The organism is Streptomyces sp. CB01881 (assembly GCF_002953255.1).
Classification (GTDB): Bacteria; Actinomycetota; Actinomycetes; order Streptomycetales; family Streptomycetaceae; genus Kitasatospora.
The window spans coordinates 6,360,843-6,382,888 of sequence record NZ_CP026498.1 but is presented as its reverse complement, the minus strand read 5'-3'; the positions used below and the strand labels follow the sequence as shown (position 1 = coordinate 6,382,888).

27 protein-coding genes are annotated in these 22,046 nt (G+C 72.6%); 19 read left to right on the top strand and 8 right to left on the bottom strand.

Annotation, left to right across the window (positions count from 1 at the left end):
* Positions 1–103: 103 nt before the first annotated feature.
* The 14 genes from C2142_RS17540 to C2142_RS17475 all read left to right on the top strand — a co-directional run bounded on the left by C2142_RS17540 (position 104) and on the right by C2142_RS17475 (position 8,477).
* Entirely contained in the window at positions 104–568 is a 465-nt protein-coding gene (locus C2142_RS17540; RefSeq protein ID WP_148643514.1) for a hypothetical protein, read from the top strand.
* An 85-nt stretch (positions 569–653) separates the two neighbouring features.
* Positions 654–839 (top strand): hypothetical protein, encoded by a 186-nt coding sequence (locus tag C2142_RS17535; protein ID WP_148643513.1) that lies wholly within the window; start codon positions 654–656, stop codon positions 837–839.
* 138 nt (positions 840–977) lie between these two features.
* Positions 978–1,562: a hypothetical protein gene (locus tag C2142_RS17530; protein WP_148643512.1), complete on the top strand. Its 585-nt coding sequence runs from the start codon at positions 978–980 to the stop codon at positions 1,560–1,562.
* Positions 1,563–1,664: 102 nt separating this feature from the next.
* Complete coding sequence (locus C2142_RS17525) at positions 1,665–2,741, top strand: hypothetical protein (RefSeq protein ID WP_148643511.1); 1,077 nt, start codon at positions 1,665–1,667, stop codon at positions 2,739–2,741.
* A 290-nt stretch (positions 2,742–3,031) separates the two neighbouring features.
* On the top strand, positions 3,032–3,490 hold the full coding sequence (locus C2142_RS17520) for a hypothetical protein (protein ID WP_206670984.1): 459 nt from the start codon (positions 3,032–3,034) through the stop codon (positions 3,488–3,490).
* Between the two features lie 126 nt (positions 3,491–3,616).
* Complete coding sequence (locus C2142_RS17515; RefSeq protein ID WP_148643509.1) at positions 3,617–4,579, top strand: LysM peptidoglycan-binding domain-containing protein; 963 nt, start codon at positions 3,617–3,619, stop codon at positions 4,577–4,579.
* 159 nt (positions 4,580–4,738) lie between these two features.
* The gene (locus C2142_RS17510; protein ID WP_148643508.1) at positions 4,739–5,338 is read left to right on the top strand and encodes a hypothetical protein; all 600 of its coding nucleotides are present in this window, start codon (positions 4,739–4,741) and stop codon (positions 5,336–5,338) included.
* A gap of 67 nt (positions 5,339–5,405) precedes the next feature.
* Complete coding sequence (locus C2142_RS17505; protein ID WP_148643507.1) at positions 5,406–5,642, top strand: hypothetical protein; 237 nt, start codon at positions 5,406–5,408, stop codon at positions 5,640–5,642.
* A gap of 94 nt (positions 5,643–5,736) precedes the next feature.
* A complete protein-coding gene (locus tag C2142_RS17500; RefSeq protein ID WP_148643506.1) occupies positions 5,737–6,093 on the top strand; it encodes an HU family DNA-binding protein in 357 nt (118 codons plus the stop codon).
* Positions 6,090–6,542 carry a hypothetical protein gene (locus tag C2142_RS17495; protein WP_194235786.1) on the top strand — a complete coding sequence of 151 codons (453 nt, stop codon included), beginning with the start codon at positions 6,090–6,092 and terminating at the stop codon, positions 6,540–6,542. The genes C2142_RS17500 and C2142_RS17495 overlap by 4 nt, the downstream gene beginning before the upstream one ends.
* Positions 6,543–6,641: 99 nt before the next feature.
* Positions 6,642–6,992, top strand: a complete 351-nt coding sequence (locus C2142_RS17490; RefSeq protein ID WP_148643505.1) for a hypothetical protein — start codon at positions 6,642–6,644, stop codon at positions 6,990–6,992.
* Positions 6,993–7,095: 103 nt separating this feature from the next.
* Positions 7,096–7,701 (top strand): hypothetical protein, encoded by a 606-nt coding sequence (locus tag C2142_RS17485; RefSeq protein WP_148643504.1) that lies wholly within the window; start codon positions 7,096–7,098, stop codon positions 7,699–7,701.
* A 3-nt stretch (positions 7,702–7,704) separates the two neighbouring features.
* Positions 7,705–8,061 (top strand): single-stranded DNA-binding protein, encoded by a 357-nt coding sequence (locus C2142_RS17480; RefSeq protein WP_148643503.1) that lies wholly within the window; start codon positions 7,705–7,707, stop codon positions 8,059–8,061.
* Positions 8,062–8,168: 107 nt separating this feature from the next.
* Positions 8,169–8,477, top strand: a complete 309-nt coding sequence (locus C2142_RS17475) for a hypothetical protein (RefSeq protein WP_148643502.1) — start codon at positions 8,169–8,171, stop codon at positions 8,475–8,477.
* Between the two features lie 34 nt (positions 8,478–8,511).
* Here the strand turns inward: C2142_RS17475 and C2142_RS17470 are convergent, their stop codons facing one another.
* A complete protein-coding gene (locus C2142_RS17470; RefSeq protein WP_241002641.1) occupies positions 8,512–8,805 on the bottom strand; it encodes a DUF6087 family protein in 294 nt (97 codons plus the stop codon).
* A gap of 325 nt (positions 8,806–9,130) precedes the next feature.
* On the opposite strand from C2142_RS17470, the gene C2142_RS17465 reads away from it, so the two are divergent.
* The 5 genes from C2142_RS17465 (at position 9,131) to C2142_RS17445 (ending at position 13,771) form a co-directional block, all read left to right on the top strand.
* Positions 9,131–10,168, top strand: a complete 1,038-nt coding sequence (locus C2142_RS17465; protein WP_148643501.1) for a DUF932 domain-containing protein — start codon at positions 9,131–9,133, stop codon at positions 10,166–10,168.
* A 225-nt stretch (positions 10,169–10,393) separates the two neighbouring features.
* On the top strand, positions 10,394–11,440 hold the full coding sequence (locus C2142_RS17460; RefSeq protein ID WP_162002495.1) for a DUF4192 domain-containing protein: 1,047 nt from the start codon (positions 10,394–10,396) through the stop codon (positions 11,438–11,440).
* Positions 11,441–11,516: 76 nt separating this feature from the next.
* Positions 11,517–12,614, top strand: coding sequence for a DUF4192 domain-containing protein (locus C2142_RS17455; protein ID WP_148643499.1), 1,098 nt, complete (start codon positions 11,517–11,519; stop codon positions 12,612–12,614).
* A gap of 39 nt (positions 12,615–12,653) precedes the next feature.
* Complete coding sequence (locus C2142_RS17450) at positions 12,654–13,070, top strand: hypothetical protein (protein ID WP_148643498.1); 417 nt, start codon at positions 12,654–12,656, stop codon at positions 13,068–13,070.
* Between the two features lie 284 nt (positions 13,071–13,354).
* Positions 13,355–13,771 carry an NUDIX domain-containing protein gene (locus tag C2142_RS17445; RefSeq protein WP_148643497.1) on the top strand — a complete coding sequence of 139 codons (417 nt, stop codon included), beginning with the start codon at positions 13,355–13,357 and terminating at the stop codon, positions 13,769–13,771.
* Between the two features lie 6 nt (positions 13,772–13,777).
* On the opposite strand, the gene C2142_RS17440 is transcribed toward C2142_RS17445, so the two are convergent.
* From C2142_RS17440 to C2142_RS17410, 7 genes are read right to left on the bottom strand one after another with little or no spacing between them, the layout of a single operon-like run.
* Positions 13,778–15,076, bottom strand: coding sequence for an aminotransferase class III-fold pyridoxal phosphate-dependent enzyme (locus C2142_RS17440; RefSeq protein ID WP_148643496.1), 1,299 nt, complete (start codon positions 15,074–15,076; stop codon positions 13,778–13,780).
* An 11-nt stretch (positions 15,077–15,087) separates the two neighbouring features.
* The gene (locus C2142_RS17435) at positions 15,088–15,828 is read right to left on the bottom strand and encodes an SDR family oxidoreductase (RefSeq protein WP_162002494.1); all 741 of its coding nucleotides are present in this window, start codon (positions 15,826–15,828) and stop codon (positions 15,088–15,090) included.
* Positions 15,825–16,802, bottom strand: a complete 978-nt coding sequence (locus tag C2142_RS17430) for an aminoglycoside phosphotransferase family protein (protein ID WP_148643494.1) — start codon at positions 16,800–16,802, stop codon at positions 15,825–15,827. The genes C2142_RS17435 and C2142_RS17430 overlap by 4 nt, the downstream gene beginning before the upstream one ends.
* The gene (locus C2142_RS17425; RefSeq protein WP_148643493.1) at positions 16,799–18,757 is read right to left on the bottom strand and encodes a phosphotransferase; all 1,959 of its coding nucleotides are present in this window, start codon (positions 18,755–18,757) and stop codon (positions 16,799–16,801) included. Before C2142_RS17425 ends, C2142_RS17430 begins: the two co-directional genes overlap by 4 nt.
* A 10-nt stretch (positions 18,758–18,767) precedes the next feature.
* Positions 18,768–19,598: a TIM barrel protein gene (locus tag C2142_RS17420; RefSeq protein WP_148643492.1), complete on the bottom strand. Its 831-nt coding sequence runs from the start codon at positions 19,596–19,598 to the stop codon at positions 18,768–18,770.
* 5 nt (positions 19,599–19,603) lie between these two features.
* Complete coding sequence (locus C2142_RS17415) at positions 19,604–20,848, bottom strand: methionine adenosyltransferase (protein ID WP_148643491.1); 1,245 nt, start codon at positions 20,846–20,848, stop codon at positions 19,604–19,606.
* Positions 20,849–20,862: 14 nt separating this feature from the next.
* Complete coding sequence (locus C2142_RS17410; protein ID WP_148643490.1) at positions 20,863–22,044, bottom strand: inositol-3-phosphate synthase; 1,182 nt, start codon at positions 22,042–22,044, stop codon at positions 20,863–20,865.
* Between the last annotated feature and the right edge of the window lie 2 nt (positions 22,045–22,046).

The window sequence follows — 22,046 nt, the reverse complement described above, 5'->3', positions numbered from 1 at the left end:
CCGGGCGCGGCAGTTGTGCCCAAGGCGCGCGGTGTCGGTGGAGGATGGCAGAGCCAGGTCGGGACCGCGAATCCCGGCCGCCTACCGGTCAAGGAGACCAACGATGTTGCTGACTGTCCCCCTTGAGGTGCCCGCAGACGTCCTGCGAGTCTCGACCCTCCGAACCAGGCTCCTGGAGATGCCGGCCGACGCCCTGGTCGTCGCCGAGCGCGCCACCGACGACGGGTCCGGCTGGGCCGTCGTCGCCTGGCCGGTCCAGGCCCACGTCCGCGACGAGAACGGCCGCCGGGTCTGCGTGGTCGGCCTGCCGCAGGTGAACACCGTCGAGGACGCCATGAGCGCTTCCATGCTGTGGGGGCGGCTCGTGGCCCTGCCGGACGACGCCCTGGTGGTCACGGTGTGGGAGACCGAGGACGGCCCCCGGCAGACCACCCTCGGCTGGCCGGTGGAGGACCTGACGATGGACGAGAACGGCGACCCGGCGGCCGTGGTCACCCTGCCGCCGATGGCCAGCGGCGCGACCGGCTACGCGTACGACGAGTTCGTCTACACCCTCGGCTGGGAGTAGAAGCCCCGCAGCTGCGCCCGGTGCCCCGACGGGGTACCGGGCGCAGCCCTGCCCGGACTACCCCGACCCCAGTGAAGAGGAAGCCATGAGCACCGAACCGTCCCCGGCCGCCGACCCTGGCGGCTGCGCCCACTGCGGCCTCCCCGAGCGCGGGCATGCCCGCCAGTGGACCGAACAGGCAGGCTGGCACGCCTGGGTGCGACCCAGCCCCGATCAGACCCGTAGGCGGCTCCAGGAGCGTCGGGCCGCCCGCTCCGACGCTCCCGCCTGACAGCCGCCGGACGTCCGCCCCGGGCACACAGCGGGGCGGTCGTCGGAGCGCCCTTGACCTGCTGTCCGACGTACCGTCCCCACTGTGGATACCCCTCGTCCTGGCCGCCGTGGCCGCCGCCCAGCCCTCGAACCGGAGGTGGAGAAGAGGCTGCTGGACGCGGTGCGCGCCGGCGTGCCGGTGAGCGATGCGGCACCGATGGCCGGCGTGCACGCCAGCACGGTGTACCGGTGGCTGGAACGGGGGGAGCAGGAGCAGCAGCGCATCGAGGCCGGCCAGCGAGCGAGGGCAGGGGAGCGGCAGTTTCGCGAGTTTCGCGACAGGTTCATGCGCGCGCGGAGCGAGGGCAAGGCGCAGCTGGTGCTGCTGGTGCGGAAGGCGGCGCAGGGCGGGCACGTGCTGCGGGAGCGGACCCGGGTGGTGCGGGACCCGGAGACCGGCCAGCAGGTGGTGCAGACGGAGCGGGACTTCGCGCAGCCGGACTGGCGGGCGGCGCAGTTCCTCCTGGCGTGCCTCGCGCCGGAGTCGTTCGGCCGCGCGGCGCAGGCCCGGATCGAGCTGGCGCCCGCGGGTGGTGGCGAGCTGCCGGCTCCGGGTGGGGTGGGCGAGGGCATCGACCGGTTGGCGGCCCGCCTGGCTCAGATCCGCGAGGAGTTCGCTGCCGAGCTGGAGGAGGACGCGCAGGTCGTCGACGCCGAGCTCGTCGAAGGACCGGAGTCCTGAATTCCCAAGTCTGATGCTGTATAAGGCTGTTGTCCGCCTTTGCCCTGTCTGGTGAGTGTTGGGGACGTCGGGCCGCCGGGGCCCGGGGGGTGGAGGGCCGGGATGGCCAGCAAGGACGTGATGGTCGGCCGCATGGTGGCCGAGGCGGCGGAGCGGGTGGAGTGGGAGATGCAGACCGCAGACCGCATCCTGCGTCGCATAGGACTCGGGCTGCTGCCCCAGCAGGCGATCGAGGGCGGCGCCATGATCGCTGCTGGGTCTGCTGGTGACTTGGGCGTGCACGAGATCAGGAACATGACGACCCTCTCGGCGATGTGGAGGCTGTGGGGTCGGGAGAAATGCGTGTACGCCGTGCACCCCGACATGGGGTCCGAACTCCAGAGCTACGCGGTCGGCATGATGGCCGGAGGTGTGTTCCGGCGGCTGCGGCGACCAAACAACCCGATGCTCGTCCTCGCCGAACCGTGGCCGTGTGTGGCGCTGGACGGCGGGCCTGGCCGGCTGTTGGCCGTGATGCTGTGCGGACGGGTGAAGGACAGCACCTTGCTGTGCCACACCACCGACCCGCGCATGGGCGAGCTGACCGCCGTGGCGGTGGTCGAGTACCGGAGCGAGGAACGGGGCGCGGTCGGACTCGACTACTTGTACTGCTCCATCCCGACCGACGCCGAGGCGCGGTTCACCGTGCAGGACCTGGCGATGCGCAACGCGCGGAAGGTTGGCCGCGAGGAGCCGACGGAGTGTGAGGTGAGCTTCATCGGGCACGTTCTGCGGCTCGCCATGTACCTGTGCTCGTCCAAGGCGGACATTCAGGAGGCCTCCAAGGTCACGTCGAAGGGCGCGGGCAGGGGCAAGAGCGCCAAACGTGACCAGCAGCGCTCCTGGAAGAAGCCTGACCAGTTCCTGCGATTGGGATGGCGGCTGGGCCCTGCTCTCAAGGCGGCCCGCGTCCGGGCCCAGGAGGCCCGTAAAGGCCCCAGGCCGGCGCCTACGGGGAGCAGCGGACGGGGCGGCTGGCGGCTGCGCCCGCATCAGCGCAGCGGGCACCTGAAAACGGTCTGGTGCGGCCCGGGCCGTACCGTCGCGGACTCCGCGCTGGTCGAGCCCTACTGGGTATCGGAAGACCTGCTCGACGCTCAGGGTATGGCCCCGGAGGGTGTCGTCCGCTCCGCGCGCTGAGCCCTGTTGTCCGCCCCGGGACGGGGTGGGGACTGTGGTGGGGCCCGCCCGTGCCGGGCCCTGCTGCTCCCCGGACCCAGCTGCGACGGGCCTGGCCCTGTCGTGCCGAACCTGCTAGCGACAAGCCCGACACGCGAGCGGACTGCCGGCGGGCGCGGTCGTCCATCTGCCAACCCCCTTGCGACGGGGGCCACCTTGGAGGAGACATGTCGACTACCCCCCTGCCTGAGCTGCCACCTGGTCTAGCGGCCCGGCCGATCGACCCGAAGCGCGGTCTCCCGATTCCCGCGGTGAACGAGCGGCCCGACGGCACCGCCGACTTCCTGGCCATCGACGGCCGGACCGCGATGATCCTGGCCATCCAGTGGCACTGCTCGCTGTGCGCCAAGCCGATGAGCAGCCTCGTCGCGTTCCTAGGCGGCCCCAAGTCGGCCGAGTCCGGCGCCTACAGCGACCCGCCTATGCACGAGGGGGGCGCCGAGGCCGCGCTGACCCTGTGCCCGCACATGGCTCGCCAGCACGCCCGCCGCGCCACCGAGCGGCGCGCCTCCCAAGGCGCCGTCCTGCCGGAAGGCTTCTCCGAGGCCAAGCCCCAGGAGTGGGTGATGGTCCTGACCGGCGGCTTCCGCACCGGGCTGATGCCGGCCGAGGGCGGCGGCACGGTTCCAATCTTCCTGCCCGCCGACTACGAGCGGACGCGCCGATTCGTCTACGACGACGGCGTGTTGGTCGAGAAGACCGGCAGCTGACGGCGCGACCTTAATGGCGGCCCCGGCATAGCTTCCCCGGCACACCAACCACCCCACCTGGGAGGACACCGTGCCGACCAACCAGAAGAGCCACCGCCGGGCCGGCTTCGGGCGGGAGGCGGGCCGATGAAGCTCGTCTCCCGCTCCGAGTGGGGCGCAGCCGACCCCACCGGCTCCTACACCCGCATCAGCTCCACCCGGGGCGTGAAGATCCACTACGAGGGCTCCCCGGTGCCCGACGCCCTGCTGGCCGACCACGACCGCTGCGCCGGCCACGTCCGCGCGATCCAGGCCTCGCACATGGCGAACCGGGACGAGGGCTGGATCGACATCGCGTACTCGTTCGTCGTGTGCCCGCACGGCTACGTGCACGAGGGGCGCGGCCTCGGTCACCGGAACGGGGCGAACGGCAACTCGGCGCTCAACGCGGGCCACTACGCGGTGTGCGCGATGGTCGGCACCTCGGGCATCACCTCGCCGACGGACGCACTGCTGGACGGCCTGGTCGACGCCATCGAGTACTGCCGCAGCGAGGGCGGCGCCGGTGGCGAAGTCCGGGGCCACCGGGACGGCTACGCCACCGACTGCCCCGGCGACGACCTGTACGCCTGGGTCCAGCGCGGCGCACCCAGGCCCGAGGGGGGTGGCGGTGCGCAGCCGGCGCCGCAGCCCTCGGGGGAGGGCGCAGGCGTCTACACGGTGCAGCCGGGCGACACCCTCAGCGCCCTCGCCGGCCGCTTCGAGACCAGCGTGACGCAGCTCGTCACCCTCAACGGCATCTCCGACCCCGACCTGATCCAGGTGGGCCAGCAGCTCCAGATCCCGGCCCCGCCGTTCCCGGGCCGCGAGTTCTTCGTCCTGGGTGCGCACAGCCCGTACGCCAAGCAGCTGCAGACCTGGCTCCAGGCCGGCGACTGGGGGCCGGCGTACCGGGTCGGGCCGAGCGAGGACATGGAGTCGCTGGACTTGGAGAAGGTGGCCGCCCTCCAGGAGCACTACGTCGATGATCTCGGGCCGGCGGACGGGCTGACGGGGCCTGTGACGTGGCTGTACGCCTACCAGACGGCTCACGGCCTGCGTGCTCGGTAGGTCTCCAACTCGGCTGCGGGGTGGGCGCTTTGAGTGCCCACCCCGCACCCAAAGTTACTAGAGTCTAGTTATTTGACTCAGGTCTGTTATGTGCGAGGCTGGTCCTGCCAGCCGGGGAAACGCGAAGCCCCGGCCCAACGCACAAGGAGTCACAGCCCCATGACCGACACCACCGCCACCGAGGCCAACGCCCAGTCCGGCACCCGCCCGGCCGCCAAGCGCCTCGACAAGCGGACCGTGGTCGCCCTCGGCCTCGCCGCCGCCGGGTTCGTCGCCGGGTCCGTCGTGATGGGCCGCCCGGCCGCCACCCCGGCCCCGAGCGCCCAGCCCGTCCCGACCAACCTCGTCCCGACCCTGACGGCCGCCCCGGCCCAGCTCAACACCGAGGCCCCGACCCTCCCGGCCCTGCCGACCCAGGTCCCGGCGGCCCCGGTCCTCGCCCCGGCTGCCCCGGCCCTGCCGGTGGCGCCCGCCGTCCCGGCCCCGGGTCTCACCCCCGCCCCGGCCGTCGTCACCCAGACGGCCGAGCAGCCCGCCCCCGTCCCGACCGTCACCGTGACGGTCACCCACGTCCAGACCGCCCCCACCCCGGGGGCGCCCGCCCCGACCGGCGCGCCGACGATCTGCGCGCCCGCCCCCTCGCCCACGGCGACCGTGAGCCCGGCCCCGGCACAGAGCCCGTCGGCCACCTCCAGCCCCTCGCCCGTCCCGACCAGCGTCCCGCCCCTGGTGCCCGGTCGCCCGACCCCCGGCCACTAACCGGAACCTGACCGGCCCCGCCCCCGCGCGGGGCCGGTCAGGCCCCACCTCAGGAAGGAACTCCGCTATGCGCAGCCCCGCCCTGTTCGTCGGCTCTCTCCTCGCCGGACTGGTGCTCGGCACCATCAGCGGCGCCGCCGTGGCGCGCACCGCCGACGCCCCCAGCCAGCCGCCCGCCATCCCGGCATCGCAGCCCGCCCAGCCCGGCTGTGCCACGCCGCCCGGCCCGGCCAAGCCGGTCGTCACCCCGCCTCTGCCCGCGCCCAGCCCGGCTCCGGCGCCCGCGCCGCAGCTCGCCGTGTAGCGGCCTCTAAGCCCCGGGCCGGGCGCCGTGACGACTCACCGGCGCCCAGCCCGGCACCAATCCCGACCGCAGCAACCAGGACAGGAAGCCCATCATGAACGTCAACAAGAACACCCTCGTCGATCGCGTGGCCCCCCAGCTCGGGAGCCGGCGCGCCGCCGCCGAGGCCGTCGAGGTCGTGCTCGACACCATCGCCCGCGCCCTCGCCGAGGGGAACTCCGTCTCCGTCACCGGCTTCGGCACCTTCGAGCCCGCCCAGCACGCCAGCCGCCTCGCCCGCAATCCCCAGACCGGCGACAGGGTCACGATCCCCGCGCGTCGGGTCCCCCGCTTCCGCCCCCACCAGCGACTGAAGGACCTCACGGACGGCCGGCGCGCGCTCCCGGAGGCCGGCAGCTCCATCCGCAAGGACCCCAAGGGCACGCGCGCGGCGGCGCGGGACGCGGCATGAACAGTGGCCTCGCGGACCGCCTATCCGGCCTCTTCGATCAGTTCCACCCGGCGCCGCCCACGCCGTACGTGCTGCGCCGCGACGTGGACGTGTCCGGGGTCTCGGGCACCGGAACGGTCGCGGAGGGCTGCTACTTCTCGGCTGCCGCGGGCTCTGCCGCCGTCACCCGGTGGAGGGGGGAGTGGGGCTCGACCGTCGCGTGGGACCGCGCGAGGGGCGTCGAGGCGATCCACGGGCACGGCGGGGCGACCCGCGTAGTCGAGGTGCCGGTGCCGGCCATGGTGGTGGCCCTGACGTCGATCGCCTCCCTCGGTGAGCAGCGCGGCGAGGATCCGTGGTCGGACGGCTGGAACGAGGCGCTGAGGACGGTCTGCGGACTCATCGAAGCGGCGCTCGGCGCGCACCTACCGGTCGCTCCCGAGGGTGCTGGGCCTGCCGAATCCCAATAGAACAGACCCAGGTAAATATAATTGACCTGAGTCTGTTATTGATGGAGGCTGGTACCGCCAGCCGGGGCAAGCGAACCCCGGCCCAACCAGGGAGCAAACATGCCGCACGTCAGCCACGGAGACGTCCTCGCCAAGATCCGCCCGCTCGTCGGCGCCGCCGTCTCGGGCATCAAGCAGGTGTGCCGGGTCGGCGACCTCATCCTCATCGCCTCACTCGCTCAGACGATCCGCTCCGAGACCTACGACGGCATCACTGTGCGGGTGATCTCCCCCCGCGCCGGACAGCTGGACGTCAACCAGTTCCGGTTCGCCGAACACGGAACCCTGCCGCTCAACGCCGCCGGCGAGATCACCATCTACAACGCCGACTGCCTGGACGAGCCCGGGGCCCTGGATGCCCAGGAGCTGCGGGATGCCATCGGCCGCTACGTCGCCAGCATCTGCTGCTGACAGCCCCGCCGGGGCCCGCCGCACCCGCTGCGGCGGGCCCTGGCGACACGCCGGGCCGGAACCCTCCGGCCCCCCAGCCAGCAGCCACACAGGGGGACATGACATGGCCGGCTTCCCGGTCCGCTACCGCGGCAGCATCGCTGAACTTCACGGACTCACCTTCACCGCCACCGTGCACGACTGCGACGACGACCACGGCCAGGACATCACGGCCCGCGACGAGGGATGCCACACCCTCGTGGACGAGACCGGCCGGTCCCTCGCCCACGTGCGGCGCAGCAGCATCACCCCGATCGCGCCGGACGGCCACGACCTCCACCGGGCCGCCCGAGACGGGGACTGGATCTTCCTGCCCAACCTGGGCGAGGTGCGATTCGCCTACCAGGAGTCCGGCCCCACCCGCCGGACCCGGTGGATCCACTACTACGCCTGCTCCGGCCGCCGCTGGGGCATCTTCGCGCGACTCGTCTCCATCTACGACGCCGCAGCCATCCGCACGCGCTACACCACGCCGCAGGAACGGCTCACCTGGCAGCTGCGCATGGCGCTGGATGAGCTCGCCGAGACCTACGCTCACCCCCACCTGCGCCAGGCTTTCGAGGAACACGCCGACCTGGTCGAACGCCTCACCCAGCAGCAGGAGCTCAACGCCGCCGCCGTCACCGACGCCCCCGAGCTGGCCGGCATCGTGGCCGGCCAGGGCTGGTGACCCATGAGCACCCAGACGTGGATCGGCCGCATCAGCACCAGCCCCGAACTTCACCGCATGCCGGGCAGCCCCGTCCAGAACGTCACGTTCATCCTTGAAGAGCGCCCCGCCCTCGCCGAACGCGGCAAGCGCCGGGCCGCCGCCGCTCCGCTGCTCCTGCGGTGCGTCGCCTGGCGAGGTACGGCCCCGCTGATCGCCGACACCTTCAGGGCGGGCGACCGCGTGATCGTGATCGGCTCCCTGCGTCAGCGCACCGGGCGCGCCCCGGCCGCCATCGAACTCGAGGTGTCCGACATCGGCGCGCTGCTCCACGAGGGCGCGCCCTTCATGCGCACGGCCATCCCCGGCGAGCCGGACTAACGCATCGGGGCGGCGGTGCGAGCGCTCCTCGCACCGCCCTCCGGCCGACTGATAGACATGACGTCGTACCCCCGTCCGGGAAGCCGGACCATCACGCGAGGAGCATCATGAGCGGCAGGAAGCCGAGCACGAAGCTGGCCGGCGCCGCCAAGGCCCTCCAGGAGGCAGTCAAGGCCCTCGAGGAAGCCGGCCTCACCCATGTCGAGATCATGGAGGCTCTGCGCGAGCCCCTGTCCGAGGTCGACTCGACGCTGACCGACATGCGCAGGCTACGCCGCGAGGCCGTCGTGGCCGCCTACCCGGACCGCACCCGCACCGTCTACGAGCTGTCCGAGGCGTCGGGGCTGGAGTCCGCCCTGATCACCCGCTACGCGAAGGAAGCCGGCCTGGAGCTGCGCAACCGCAAGCGCGGCTAGCGGCACCCCCGCCCCCAGGACGGGCCGGGGCCCATCACCGCGGCTTCCTGTGACGACCGGTGCCCCGCCCGAGCTTCGGCGCCGGCACCGGCCGGACGACGCCGTCCCCGTCGACCCCGTGCAGCAGGCGCTGCGCCGCTGCGTAGTCGGCGACGACCGTCTCCGGCAGCCACTGCACACCATCCCACCGCATCACCAGCCGCGGTTCCTCCGGCCGGACGTGAGCAGCGCCCTCGGTGCCGTCCAGTCGCACCGCCTTCAAGGCGCCCACGGGGCGGCGGGACGCGTCCCGCCGGGCCATCCACGACTCCAGTGGCTCGTCATCCACCAGCCGGACTCCCTTCCTGCAGCGCACCAGCGTGAAGCGCGCGGAGCTCCGCTCAGTGGCCGGTCGCCGCGCCGACGGCGCTCCGCGAGGACCCCGCCGAGTGTGTCAGCCGACAAGCCGTCAGGCCAAACCGATCCGGGCCTAGCGCTCTGTGGCTTCCCCGCCCCCATCTCCCTCGGCTTCTCCAGGATGCCTGCTGCGAGCCGAAGTTGGGTGTGCCCAAGGGCGCCCCCGGCATCTAGACTTGAGTCAAGAAAGCGGACAGAAGTCCGAAAGGTTGCCAGTCCGGGCCGCGAACCCGGACCACACCACACAGGAGACACGCATGCGCGACAGCGCCGTCATCACCGGCCGTGCCGACGCCGGGGCCATCGACAACACCACCGGCGAGGCCGCCTTCTACTCCCACCGCCAGCCCGCCTGGCACGGCCTCGGCACGGTGACCGAGGAGGCCAAGACCAGCGAGGAGGTCTTGCACCTCGCCAAGCTGGACTGGCAGGTCGAGAAGCGCCCGCTGCTCTCCATGCACAAGGGCAAGCTCGGCAAGAAGATCCCCAACCGCTTCGGCACCTTCCGCGACGACACGGGCGACTGGCTCGGCGGCCTGGTCGGCAACACCTGGACCCCCATCCAGAACCGCGAGGCCTTCGCCTTCCTGGATGAGCTGGTCGGCGGCGGCCACGTCACCTATGAGACCGCCGGGGCCCTCGACGGCGGCCGGGTCGTCTTCATGTCCACCATGTCCCCGAGCATCACCCTCGACCCCGAGGGCGCGGCCGACCGCATCGACCTGTACACCCTGTTCGCCAACAGCCACGACGGCCGATCCGCCGCTGTCGCCGTCGAGACCCCCATCCGGGCGGTGTGCACCAACACCCTGGACCTGGCTGTGACGGAGGCGCAGCGCACCTGGAAGATCCGCCACACCTCTGACGCCCTGTCCCAGCTGGAGGAGGCCCGCCGTGCGCTCGGCTTCACTGAGCGGTACGCGGCCGCATTCGAGGCCGAGGCCACCCAGCTGTTCCAGACCGCGATGACCAACCAGGAGTTCGACAAGCTCATCGCCCAGCTGTGGACGCCCCCGGCTGAGGGGACCCGGAAGAACCTGGTCGCCGCTCACCAGGAGCGCCGCGACCGCCTGCACCACCTGTTCGCCGAGGCGGATACCCAGGACAACATCCGGGGCACCCGCTGGGCCGCCCTCCAGGCCGTCATCGAGTTCGATGACTACTTCCGCACCGTCAAGGTGCCCGAGGCCCTGACCGAGCATGAGCACCGCAACAACCTGGCCATGACCGCCCTGCTGCACGACCAGAAGAACGCGCTCAAGGACGACGCGAAGGCCCTGCTGCTCGCGGCCTGATAGTCCCGGCGACCGGGGGCGCTGCCCCCGGTCGCCACGGCGCCCGTAAGCAGGTGCCTGCGCGGGCCCGGCGGGGGCCGTCCGGGGTCGGGCCGCCCCTGATTTGGCCGGCCTGGGGTGTGCCCAACAACCCTGCCCGCAAATAGACTTGGGTCAAGAAAAGAGACGGAAGTCTCTTGGATGCCGGTCCGGGCCGCGAACCCGGACCCTCCCGATAGGAACCACATGAACGACGATCACGGCACCGTCGCCCTCGTCGGCCCGCAAGGGCTCGTCGACCTCCTGCCCCACCTGTTCGGCTTCCACCCGGAGGACAGCATCGTCCTCATCGGCCTGACCCCCGGCGCGAGCGAGCCCATGGGCTTCGTCCGTGGCCGCCTGCCCACCGACCCCGCCAAGTGGCAGCCGGCCACAGACGAGATGGTCGACTTCCTCCTGCACCAGACGGCCAGCCGAGGGGTCCGCACCTTCGCCGCCTACGTCTGCGCGGACCCCAGGGACCCGGACTGCGGCGCACAGTCCCGCCAGACCCACCAGCCCATCGCGGCCTACCTGCGTGCCGCCTGCCACGCGCGCGGCATCCGGCTGGCGGAGAGCCTGTACATCACCCGGACCCACTACTGGTCGATGCTCTCCGCTGACCCGAGCAGCCTCCACGAGGCTCACCCGATCCGCCCGGCGTCGGGCACCTTCGCCGCCCACCATCTCCCGCGCAGCACCGACGTGCTCGCCAGCTTCGCGCCGGTCGCCGGGGTCGAGGCCATCTGTACCGCCTCCCTCCTCGACGCCGCACTCTGCGCGCTCCGCGACGAGATCCGCTCCGACGGCCACCAGACCGTGGTGGACGACGGCATCGACCTCGTGTCCGCCACGATCCGGAACCTCAAGACCGGCTCCGGCCCCACCGACGACATTGCCGCCCGGCTCCTGTTGGTTCTCCAGTACACCGACGTGCGCAACGCCGCGCTGGAGCACTGCGAGCCCGGCGAACTGGAGCCCGCGAGGAAGCTGTGGCACGACCTCGCCCGGCGCTGCGTCGTCCCGTTCTCCGATCTGGCGGCGGCCCCTCTCGCGCTCTACGCCACGACCGCCTGGGCGATGGGCGACGACGGGATCGCCCGCCTCGCTCTCCACGCGGCCGATGAGGCCGAGCCCGGATACGACCTGACCCGCGTGATCAACAACCTCCTCAACAGCGGAGGCTCCTTCGAGCACCTGCGCGGCCACCTGCGCCTGAGCCGCTCCGCCCGACAGAACCCCGCCACGGGCTGAGTCAGCCGCGCCAGGGGCCGCTGGTCAAGCGGCCCCTGGCCCACCGCCCGATTACCCCGCGAACGGAGACAGTCCCTTGAACATCAACACGGTGCCCGCCTTCGACGTCAGGAACGCCGCGCAGGCCGTCGAAGCACTGCCCTACCTGCTGAGCTACCAGCCCGACGGCCCCGACGGCACGGTGTTCGTCCTCGCCCACGACACCATGCGCGACGGCCCGCTGTTCAGCCAGAAGTTCGACCTGCCCGATGGCACGGACGACCCGCACCAGGCCGCCCACCAAATGATGCACAACACCCTGCACCGCCTGGAGGAGTTCGCCACCGGACCGGCCGGCATCCTGCTGTACCTGTGCGCGAGCCAGAAGGACGCCGGCGACGGCTACAACGCGATGAGCCGGCACCAAGTCCTCGCGGACGCGCTTCTACTCTCGGCCGAAGCCCACGGCGTCGACACTCTCGGCGTCATATTCGTGACCCCCACTCACTGGTGGTTCTACCACCACGAAAACCCCCACTACCGGGTCGAGGGAATGCCTGTGGACGGCCCGAACAACCCCGGCGTGGTCACCATGAACGCCCGCGCCGCCGGCATCCCGACGCCGCCCAGCGAAGCCAAGATCCTCGCCGCATTCGAGCCCGTCACCGGGAGGGACACGGAAGCTCAGCAGGCTGCGAATGTGGAGGCGGTCGGCCTGCGGGCCGAGCGCGTGCGGTCGACCAGCTTCGACGCCGAGACCGAACGGCTCACGGCGATCTTCGACCGGCTGCTGCTGGGTGGCGGCGACGACACCCCACTGACGGACCTCACCCCCGAGCAGACGGCGGAGCTGATCGTCGGGCTGCGGCACAGGCCCCTGCGGGACATCGCGCTCGGCTACAGCGAACCGAGCGAACTCCCGCGCGCCCGCGAGCTGTGGGCGCTGCTCACCCGCTGCGCCAGCGACAGCACGACCTTCGCCGCCGCACCCCTGACCCTCGCCGGGTACGCCGCCGCCGTCGCCGGGGAGATCCCGGCCGCGCTCATCGCCCTCGACCGGGCAAGGACGGCCGACCCGCGCTACCTTCTGGCCAAACTCCTGATGGAGCAGCTCGCGATGACGGGCTCCATGGAGGAGATCACCGACCTGGCCCGGCAGGAGCGCGAAGCCCGCCTTCGCCGCCGAGACCGCTGACCGTCCGGCCGGGGCGGGCGTTTGGCGCCCGTCCTGGCCGTGGCCCGCAGCCCTTTCGACCACAACCAGGGGGACACCGTGAAGTACAGCGAAGCCCACACCGAGCCGGACGACGACCCGGCGCCGGCCGTCGCGGACCCCGCCACAGGGGAGGTCCGGGTCCTCGCCGACCTGTGCGGCACGTGCATCTACCGGCCGGGGAACCTGATGCACCTCGCCCCCGGACGGCTGCGCCAGCTCGCCCAGGAAGCACTGGCCCGCCGAGGGCACATCGTCTGCCACTCGACGCTACCCGCCCTCGCCCCGCCCGGGACGAAGGGCGCGATCTGCCGCGGCTTCGCCAACGCCCACGGCAGCGCGATCTTCGCGCTGCGTATGGCCCCCTTGATCGGCCGACTCGTCGAAGTACCGCCCCCGCCCACACACGACTCGACACCCGAGGAACGGAACGCATGACCGACTACCTCTTCGTGCCCGACCCTTGCGAGGACTGCGGCGCCGCCGCCGGCGTCCTGTGCTTCACCGACTGCCCGACCGGGCCCACGTGGGAGGACGTCCACGGGCCGCGAGAGCAGGAACCCGGCAGGAACGAGGATTCCCGCCCACCCGCGTAGGGCCGCACGGTATAACGGCCACGGCCCCGTATTCGGGGCCGTGGCCGTTCCAGCGCCGAGGCCCGCCGCGCCGCGCTACGGGCCCAGCCCTGGAACAATCGAGTGCACGACCGAGAGGAAGCGACGATGCCAGCGGACCGCGTCGATGTGGCCTACGTGCTGATCAGCGACAGCGACGGCGAGAACGTCCTGCTGGTGCGCAACGACGACAGCTGGAGCCTGCCCGGTGGCCGACGCGAACCAGGGGAGACCTTGGCGGAGGCGGCCGAGCGCGAGGCCAAAGAAGAGGCCGGCGTCGTGGTGGAGGCCCGGCGGATCGTCGACGTCAGCGAGCGCATCACGGACGACCTGCACGACGTGTTCACCGTGTTCAGTGCCCAACTGCTCTCGGGCGAGCCGACCGCCAGCAAGCACGACGACGACGTGACCGAGGTCGCCTGGGTGCCGGTCGAGCAGGCCAGCCAGCGGATGCCGTGGTACCCGGACGGCGTGGAGGCCCTGCTGCGCGCGGGCGGCGCCGGCCACAGCGCCGCCCGCGGGTAGCGGCACTCAGAGGGGACGCCGCGCCGGTACCGGCAGCAGATCGGCCCCCGCGCCGTCCGTCAGTGCCCGGCCGCAGACCTGCGCGGCCCGGTGTACTGCGACCGCCGTCTGCTCCAGGTGCTCCGCTGTGTGGGCGGCGGTGGGGTAGAAGATCCCACGGACCAGGGCGCCGGCCCGGACGGCCTCCTGGAGGAACAGCGCCTTCAACCCGGGTTCGGCGGTCTCGATGTTCAGGAAGCAGTCGTAGCCGGCCAGCCGGACGGACTGCTCGACACCTTCCTCGGCGAGGATCGCATTCACCATGCCGCGAAGCTCGGCGCCGGCGGCGTGTGCGCGGCCGATGGCGTTGGCGGCGGCCATCTCGGTGACGGTGGCGACCATGGCGGCCAGGCTCGCGGTGTCGGCGCCGTGGGTGGTGGAGAGCAGGAACAGCGGGGGCTGGCCGGCCTGAGGCCGGGCGTGGTCGCCCAACTGCATCAGGTCCCGGCCGCCGGTCAGTGCGGACAGCGGCAGGCCGCCGCCGATGCCCTTGCCCCAGCAGGTCAGGTCGGGCCGTATCCCGGTGAGGGGGCCGGCCCCGCCGAGCCGCCACTTCAGCCCGCTCACCGTCTCGTCGTAGATCAGCAGGGTCCCGTGGCGGTCGCACAGGCGGCGCAGCGCCTGGAAGAACCCCGGGTCGGGCGGGGTGAACCGCACCGGCTCCAGGATGACGGCCGCCAGATCCTTGCCGTCCTCCGCGAACAGCCGCTCGAGGGACCCGAGGTCGTTGTACGAGAAGTCGAGGGTGCGGGCGGCCGGCTCCGGGTGGGTGCCCCCGCTGGCGGCGGTGGTGCCGATGAACCAGTCCCCAGTGGAGAAGAACGGGTGCTCGGCGCACCGGGCGACCTTCGTCCGTCCGGTGGCGTACCGGGCGAGCTTCAGCGCGCCGTCCACGGTGTCGGAGCCGTTCTTCGCGAACTTCACCATCTCGTCGTCGGGCGCGACGACCTCGAGGAACGTCTCGGCGGCGGCTAGTTCGGCGTGGGCGGGCAGTTGGAACGCCGTGCCGCGCTCAAGGGCGGCGGTGATGGCGGCGGTGACCGCCGGGTGCGCGTGGCCGAGCGGGCAGCACGTCAGGCCGGCGAACCAGTCGGTGTACTGGCGCCCGTCCATGTCCCACACCCACGCGCCCTGGCCGCGAGCGAGGAGAGGCGGAGCGGTGGTCGGCCACTGGTCGGCCGCCTTGCTGTAGGCGTGGGCGCCGCCGGGAACGAGACGGCGCAGCCGGGCGGCGGCCTGCTCGCCGACGGGGTGGTTGGTGATCATGGCGCCTCCGGTCAGGTGAGTTTGAGGGACAGGCCGCCGTCGACGGTGATGGCCTGCCCGGTGAGGTATGCGGAGTCCGGGCTGAGGAGGAACGCGGCGGTGGCGGCGATGTCGGCTGGTTCGGCGAGCCGGCCCAGGGGGATGCGGCGCTGCAGCATCGCGCGGGGGAAGCCCTCGGCGGCGAGGCTGCGTTCCGTCTCGACGGCCCCGGGCGCGATCGCGTTGATCCGGACCCGGGGCGCGTAGTGGTCGGCGAGGGAGCGGGTGAGCATGGACAGAGCGGCCTTCGACGCCTCGTAGGCGGCCGAGTCGGGGCCGGTGTAGGTCGCGGCGATCGAGGAGATCACCACGGCGCTGCTCATCGTGGTCCGGGTGGCGGCCGCACGCAGCAGCAGGAACGCCGCGGTGACGTTGGTGCGCAGCACACGTTCGAAGGCCTCGGAGGTCAGCTCGTCCAGCGGCGTGGTGTCGATGGTGGCCGCGCAGTGCACCACACCGTCCAGGCGCCCGAACCGTTCCACTGCTTCATCGACCAGCGCCCCGGGCCCGGCCGGATCTGCGAGGTCGGAGGGCACGAACGCGAGCCGCCGGCCGTCCGGATCCAGAGCCTGAACGAGCGCCTCGGCCCGCTCGGGATGCCGGTGGTACGTGGCCAGGACCCGGTAGCCGTCACCGTGCAGCCGGCGTACGACGCCGGCCCCGATGCCGCTGCTCCCTCCCGCAACCAGCACGACGGGGGAGGTGGCGGTCACGGGCGCTCCCCGTCGAGACCCTGCGCGTCCATCCATCCGGCCAGCAGGGTCCGGAAGGCGGCCAGCATCCCGTCGTCGGGCCACGCCGATCCGAAGTACGGGAACCCCGCCAGGTACTCGATGCCCTGATAGATCATCAGTCGCTCGTGGAAGCCGTCCGGCAGCGGCGCGACGTCCGTGTACCCGGCCAGGAACGGCGCCCGCAGCTCAGGGTGCCGCTCGAACACCCACATGCCGAGCTTCACGAAGTCCCACACAGGGTCGTAGAAAGCCGCTGCCTCCCAGTCCAGGATCGCGACCTGGCCGTTCCCGCTGGTGATCAGTGTGTTGGGCAGGTACAGGTCCCGGTGGGACAGGCGGGGGACGACGTTCTCGCCGAGCTGGCCGACCAGCGCGGTGAGGCGGTCGGCGACCGCGTACAGCACGGCCGGCGGCAGGACCGCGGTCTCCTCGATCGCGGCTGTCAGCTTCTGGAGGCGCGCGAGGCAGGCGGCAGGCCACGTGGGGTAGGTGGTCGTCGCGGCGCAGTCCTCGGCGAACCGCGGTCCCGGAATCTGGTGGACGGTGGCCACCTGGCGGCCGAGGGCGCCGGCGAATCGGGCGGTCTCCTGGGCGTCCATGCGGGGCAGCATCGTGGCCGCGTCAGCGCCCTCGATCCACGTCTGCACGTAGCAGGGCCGCTGGAGCGGACTGTCGGCTGCTCCCACGGCGACGACGAGCGGGGTGCTGACTCCGCTGGCCGCCGCGATCTGCTGCGCCGTGACCTGCCGGTACAGGTCGGCCTGGTGGGGGCGGCGGATGCCGGACTTGATCAAGTAGCGGCCGCTGTTGGTGCGCACGGCCCACGACAGGTGCCCCCAGCCCTGGGAGATGGGGGCGATGCGCTCCACTCGTTCTCCGGTCAGCTCGGTGAACGCGACGCGGGCGAGCTCGGTGGGCGGGTGGTGGTCGGCGGCTAGGGGCGGCGGGGTCATCGGTGTCCTCCGAGGTCATGGGTGGCGAGCAGGTCAGCGGACTCGGCGAGCGCGGTGATCGGCTGGGCGAGCTCCCACACCGGCAGCGTCGCGGTCAGGCGCGCGGCGGCATGCGGGAGCGGCGCCGGCACTGGTAGATCGAGGTCCAGCCAGCCTTCATACGGGTCGGCCGGGGCGAGGTGGGCGCTGATCCTCGCGGCGGCCTCGCCCGGGCCCAGGCGGCGCAGGGCCGGTGGGTACGGCCAGGCCGTGAGCAGGACTAGGGCATCCAGGCGCACAGCCGCGGCGGTTGGCACGCCCAGAGCGGCCGCGAAGGCGGGCGCGGTCAGGTATAGCGGCCCGGCCGGGGCGGATCCGGCTGCAGCGTGCTCAAGCAGGCCGGCGGCGGACCCCAGGTGCACCAGGCTCTCGCGCCGCACCTCGACGGCCCGGGGGTATCCGCGAGCCTGGACGTCAGGACCGACCAGCCGCACCGAAGCGTCGTCGTTCGCGACCAGCCGAGACGGGTGCCGGTGCAGCGCGCTGATCAGGGTGCTCGTCTTGCCGGAGCACGAACCCCCGACCAGGGCGACGCCGCGCCCGCGCAGGTCGAGCACGGCCGCATCCAAGAACAGCTCACCCGAAGCGGCGAGCTGGCGCCGCATCAGCGCCCGCAGCAACCGCACGGCCGGAACGAGAACATCGCCGGTGCCAGTCGGCGGAGCCACACGGACTTCTCGGGCCCGCCCGGCCCGGCGGACCTCAGCACCCGACCGCGAAGCCACCACGGCCCCAGACCTGCCGACCGAGGCCTCGGCGTGAAGCGTCCACATGCCGTCCGGCGCTGTCTCGGGGGCCGCAGCGCGCAGCCACGGGCGGCACGCCTCAGCGAGCGCGTCCAGGAAGGCGCCGGGGCCGGTGACGGCAGCCTGCGCTCCGTCGCAGCCGAGCACCAGGCGACCAGGCTGCGGCCGTCGGGGCCGAGGAACGGCCGCCAGCGGGCGCTGCGCCCCGAGCGCTTGCAGCGCCGCCAGCGGCCGGACCAGGGCCTGCCGTAGCGGCAGACCGCGTCGGCGCAGCGCTGCCAGGTGCCCCGGGTCCGGGAGCTGGGACAGCACCATGGCCGGCCACAGGGCCGCGTGCTCGGCGTGCGTGATCGGGCGGGTGGCCCCCCGCTGGTAGCCGCTCAGCAGCGCCCGCGCCAGGTGCGGCTGGAGGCGGTAGTCCCCGCTGCCGGTGCGGGCGAGCATCAAGATGGCCGTCGCCAGGTCGAACGCCCTGGGCCGAAGGGCAACGGCGTCGAGGTCGATGACGGCGCTGACCGGTCCGGCCGGACCGGAACAGGTCAGCAGGTTGTGCCCGTGGAAGTCGCCATGGGTCACGCTCCGGTCGGTCAGCTCCACAAGCGGGGCGCCTGCTCGGCGCAGGGCCTCCACGAACGGCTCGTACGCCTGTAGAAGGCCGGCGTCCTGTCCGCACGCGTGCTCGGTTGCCTGCCAGGCCGCCTCGGGGCTGGTCAGCCAGGCATCCCATGGGGAGTCGGGGCCGGGAGCGCCCGCGGCCGGGCCCGTGTCCAGGGCATGCAAGGAGCTGAGCAGGGCGCCTGCCGATGCCGCCCCGGCCTCCGTGATCGCGGATCCGGCCAGAGGCACCCCGGGAAGGTGGGACAGCAGCACCCAGGGGCGGCCGTCGTCGTCGGCCGTCCACCAGCGGCCATCCACAGTCCGGTGAGGGACAGGCGCCGGAAGCCCGGACCGGCGCGCGGCGGACGCGAACTCCTGCAGAAAGGCGATTCGCTCGGGGCGCGGGTCGCGGAGGCAGCACCGCAGTACCCATCGCGGCTCGCCGGCCTGCTTCTCATGCACAGCGGCAGACCAGTTCGCGCTGGCGCCGCCGGCCAGCTTCTCGCCGTACTCGGCGGCGATACCGAAGGCGTCGCGGCCCAGTCGCAGAGCGGACCGCAGGTCGATGTCCACCTGTGCTCTCCTACTCGGTGAGGTCGAAGAAGCCGGCCAGCGGGCCGGTGGTGAAGCAGCAGCCGGCGGCGGCCACCCGGCCCCTGTCCGGGGACGGCGCCGGTACCTCCACCGACACTGGGCCCCTGTAGCCGCCCTCCATCAGGCTGCCGAGGACCGCAGGCAGGGGAAGGCACCCGAGGCCGGGTAGCAGCCGCTCAGGGCGCTCCCCGGGTGCCGGGAGATGCGGCAGGTCAGCCAAGTGCACCCAGCCCACCGAGCCCGCGGGCAGCGCCCGCACGTGCGCCACCGGGTCGAGGCCGGCCAGCGCGAGCGCCGCCACATCCACCAGCAGCCGCGCCGCCGGCACCAGCTCCACAAGCCGCGCGGCGTGGGCGAGCAGCACCGGGGTGTGCATCTCGACGCTGACCACGAGGCCGGGGCTCACCGACGCGGCCACCGCCGACAGCTCGCTCAGCCGCCCGGCCACCAGCGTCAAGTCCTGCGCAGCGCGCGGGACGAACACCGACAGCCGGGCGTCGACCATCAGCGCGGTGCGGCACGCGCCCCGCCAAGCAGCCACCGCCGCAGGCCACTGGGCGCTGGGCACGGTCAGGTCGGCCGGAACGCCGCTGCCGCAGGACAACTGCCCGATACGCACCCCGCAGCGATCCAGGAGAGCGCCGAGCCCGGCTGGCCCGTGCTGCTGCAGGTAGGCGTCCACGGCGAAGGCGGGCACCTCCAGGGTCCGCAGACCGGCCCGCCCCGCAGCCCGGGCCAGGACGTCCAGCGGCATGGTGTAGCCGCCGGTGGCCTGATCGACGGCTGGCGTGAAGGCGGGGCGGGCCGGTCGGCTGGTCATCGTGGTCAGTGCATCCGGTAGGCGCCGGCGAGGATGTCCTCGACGCTGTCCGGCAGCTTGGCCAGGCCGCGGTCCACCAGGTCCGCGACGAGCTCGACGTCCGGCGCGGGCCGGCCGTCAGCCGCCGGCTCGACCCGCACCACGGCGGCCCACGGGTCGACCAGTTCCCGGCCACTCTGGCCGACGAGGATCACCTCCGCGCCGTGCCCGAGTTCGCTGTGCACCAGGCTGGCGATCAGGTCCGCGCCGACGCAGTACACCAGGCCCGTGTGGTAGACCGGGTTCTTCCCCGAGATGCCCTCCATCGTGTAGGGCCGGTTCGCGGCGATCAGACCGCCGTAGCGGTTGCCGCGCCCGACCAGCCCCTCGTCGCCGGTCTCGATGGACGAGCCGGTGTAGGTCAGGTACAGCTCCGGCCGGTCCTCGTCGTCGCGGGTGTTCAGCCACAGCCGCACGTCCAGCTGCGGGTACCGCTCGGCGACGTACTGCGCCAGGGTCTCCCGGGCGGCCTCCCGGTTGGCGACGTAGGTGGCGACGTCGGGGACGTACGAGGACAGCTGGGGGACCGCGCACGTCAGGTCGACCCGGTTGCCGAAGCGGTGGGCCATCACCTTGATGTCGCTGCCCAGCCACGCCGGCCGCTGGCCGCCGGCCAGGACGCCCTCCACATCCAGCACCAGCTGCTCCGTCGCGGTCGGCGGGCTGAACGCGCACCCGGACGACGTGTCGTTGCAGGCGAGCTTGGACAGCTCGGGCAGGTCCGCGAGCGACTGCGGAGCGAACCAGCGGCTACGGACGTTGGCCTCGTCCTTGGCCCCGACGCCGCCGGGGCTGTCACCCTGGCTCACCTCGTACAGCAGCCGCAGGTCCCGCTTGGTGTCCAGCATCGGGAACCGCTCGGCGAAGAACTCGCCGACTGCCTCCATGAGCATGTCGCGGACGGGGATCTCCTCCCCGGCGAAGGAGCCCGATGCCCGGCCGGACAGCAGCACCCGCACCGGCGACAGCATCCGACCGCCGCCGAACGCGACCTCGACGCGGCCGCCGAAGATGCCCGTCTTGTCGAACTGGTGGTGCAGCACCGCGCCGAAGCGATCGCGGGTGTACCGGGAGTACACGGCGGACAGGTGCGTGCCGAGCGCGTCAGCCAGAGTGTCGGGGTGACCGTGGCCCTTGCGCTCCACGATCTCGAACGGCCCGTCCTCGCGCCGGACCTGGGCCGGGACGTACGTCAGGTTGTTGCGGTCCATCAGGAGAACTCCGATCAGGCGGCCAGGACGGGGATAGTGGCGAGGTCGTCGGCGAACGCGCACAGGCGCTTCCACTGCGAGGCGAGGTCATGCGGCACACCGGCCGCCGGGTCCTTGAAGAAGAACGCGAGGTCTTCCAGCTCCCCGCACCGGCCGGCCTCGTGGGCGCGGGCGACGAGCCGAGCCAGGTCGAGCACCAGCGGTGCGGCGAGCGCGGAATCGATGCCCTGCCACGTGAAGTCCAGGCGCATCCGGGCGCCGAGGAACCCGTCGAACGTCATCAGGTCCCACGCGACCTTGGCGTCCCCCAGCTCCCGCACCTCATCGATGCGGACCGGGCCTTCCGGCACGTAGCCCAAGGTGGCCTCGAGCACCCGGGCCTTACTGGCCGTCTTGGAGGCGTTCGCCGCCGGCTCCGCCAGCGTCGCGCCGTCCCCGCCACCGAGCAGGTTCACCGACGACCAGGACGTCACCCGCAGGTTCCGCTGCGCCATCATCGGCGCGAGCACGCTCTTCACCAGGGTCTCGCCCGTCTTGCCATCCTGGCCCGCGTACGGCACCCCGCGCCGCCGGGCCGCCTGGTCCAGCGCCGGCAGCCGGGCACCCGTGGACGGCGTGAAGTCGATGTAGCCGCAGCCCGCCTGCATCGCCGCCCAGGCGTACACCGAACTCGGCGGCAGAACCGGCTCACCGGCCGCCAGCGCCTCGGCGAGCGCGTTCTCATTCGCGTGCGCTTCGTGCGGCGCCGCGGCGGCCTCCGTCGACGCCACGTGCACGACCACCACCCGGGCGAGCCCGTTGCGCTCACGGAACGACATCAGGTCCGCGATCACCTGCTCAGCGTCCAGCCCCGGGTGCCCACTGGCCGGCGCCGCCCGCAGCTCGCCCTCCGCCGCAGCGAGTTCGGTACCCACCGCATCGACCAGCCGGGCGGGCAGCACGCCGCCCGCGGCAAGCTCCTCGGCCTTCTTCGCCCAGGGCGTCTGCGTCACGTCGTGCCCGCCGAACACCAGGTCCCCCACAGCCGGCAGCCCGCACGCCGCGAACGGCTCCAGCGCGGTCACCATGCCGGTGGTGTCGGCCAGCCCGGCCCGGATCGCCAGCGCCCCCACCACCGTGGTGGTCGCCACCGAACCGCGGGCCCCCACCAGCCACACACCCGTGCGTTCCGATCCCTCATCCGCGTATGCAGACATCC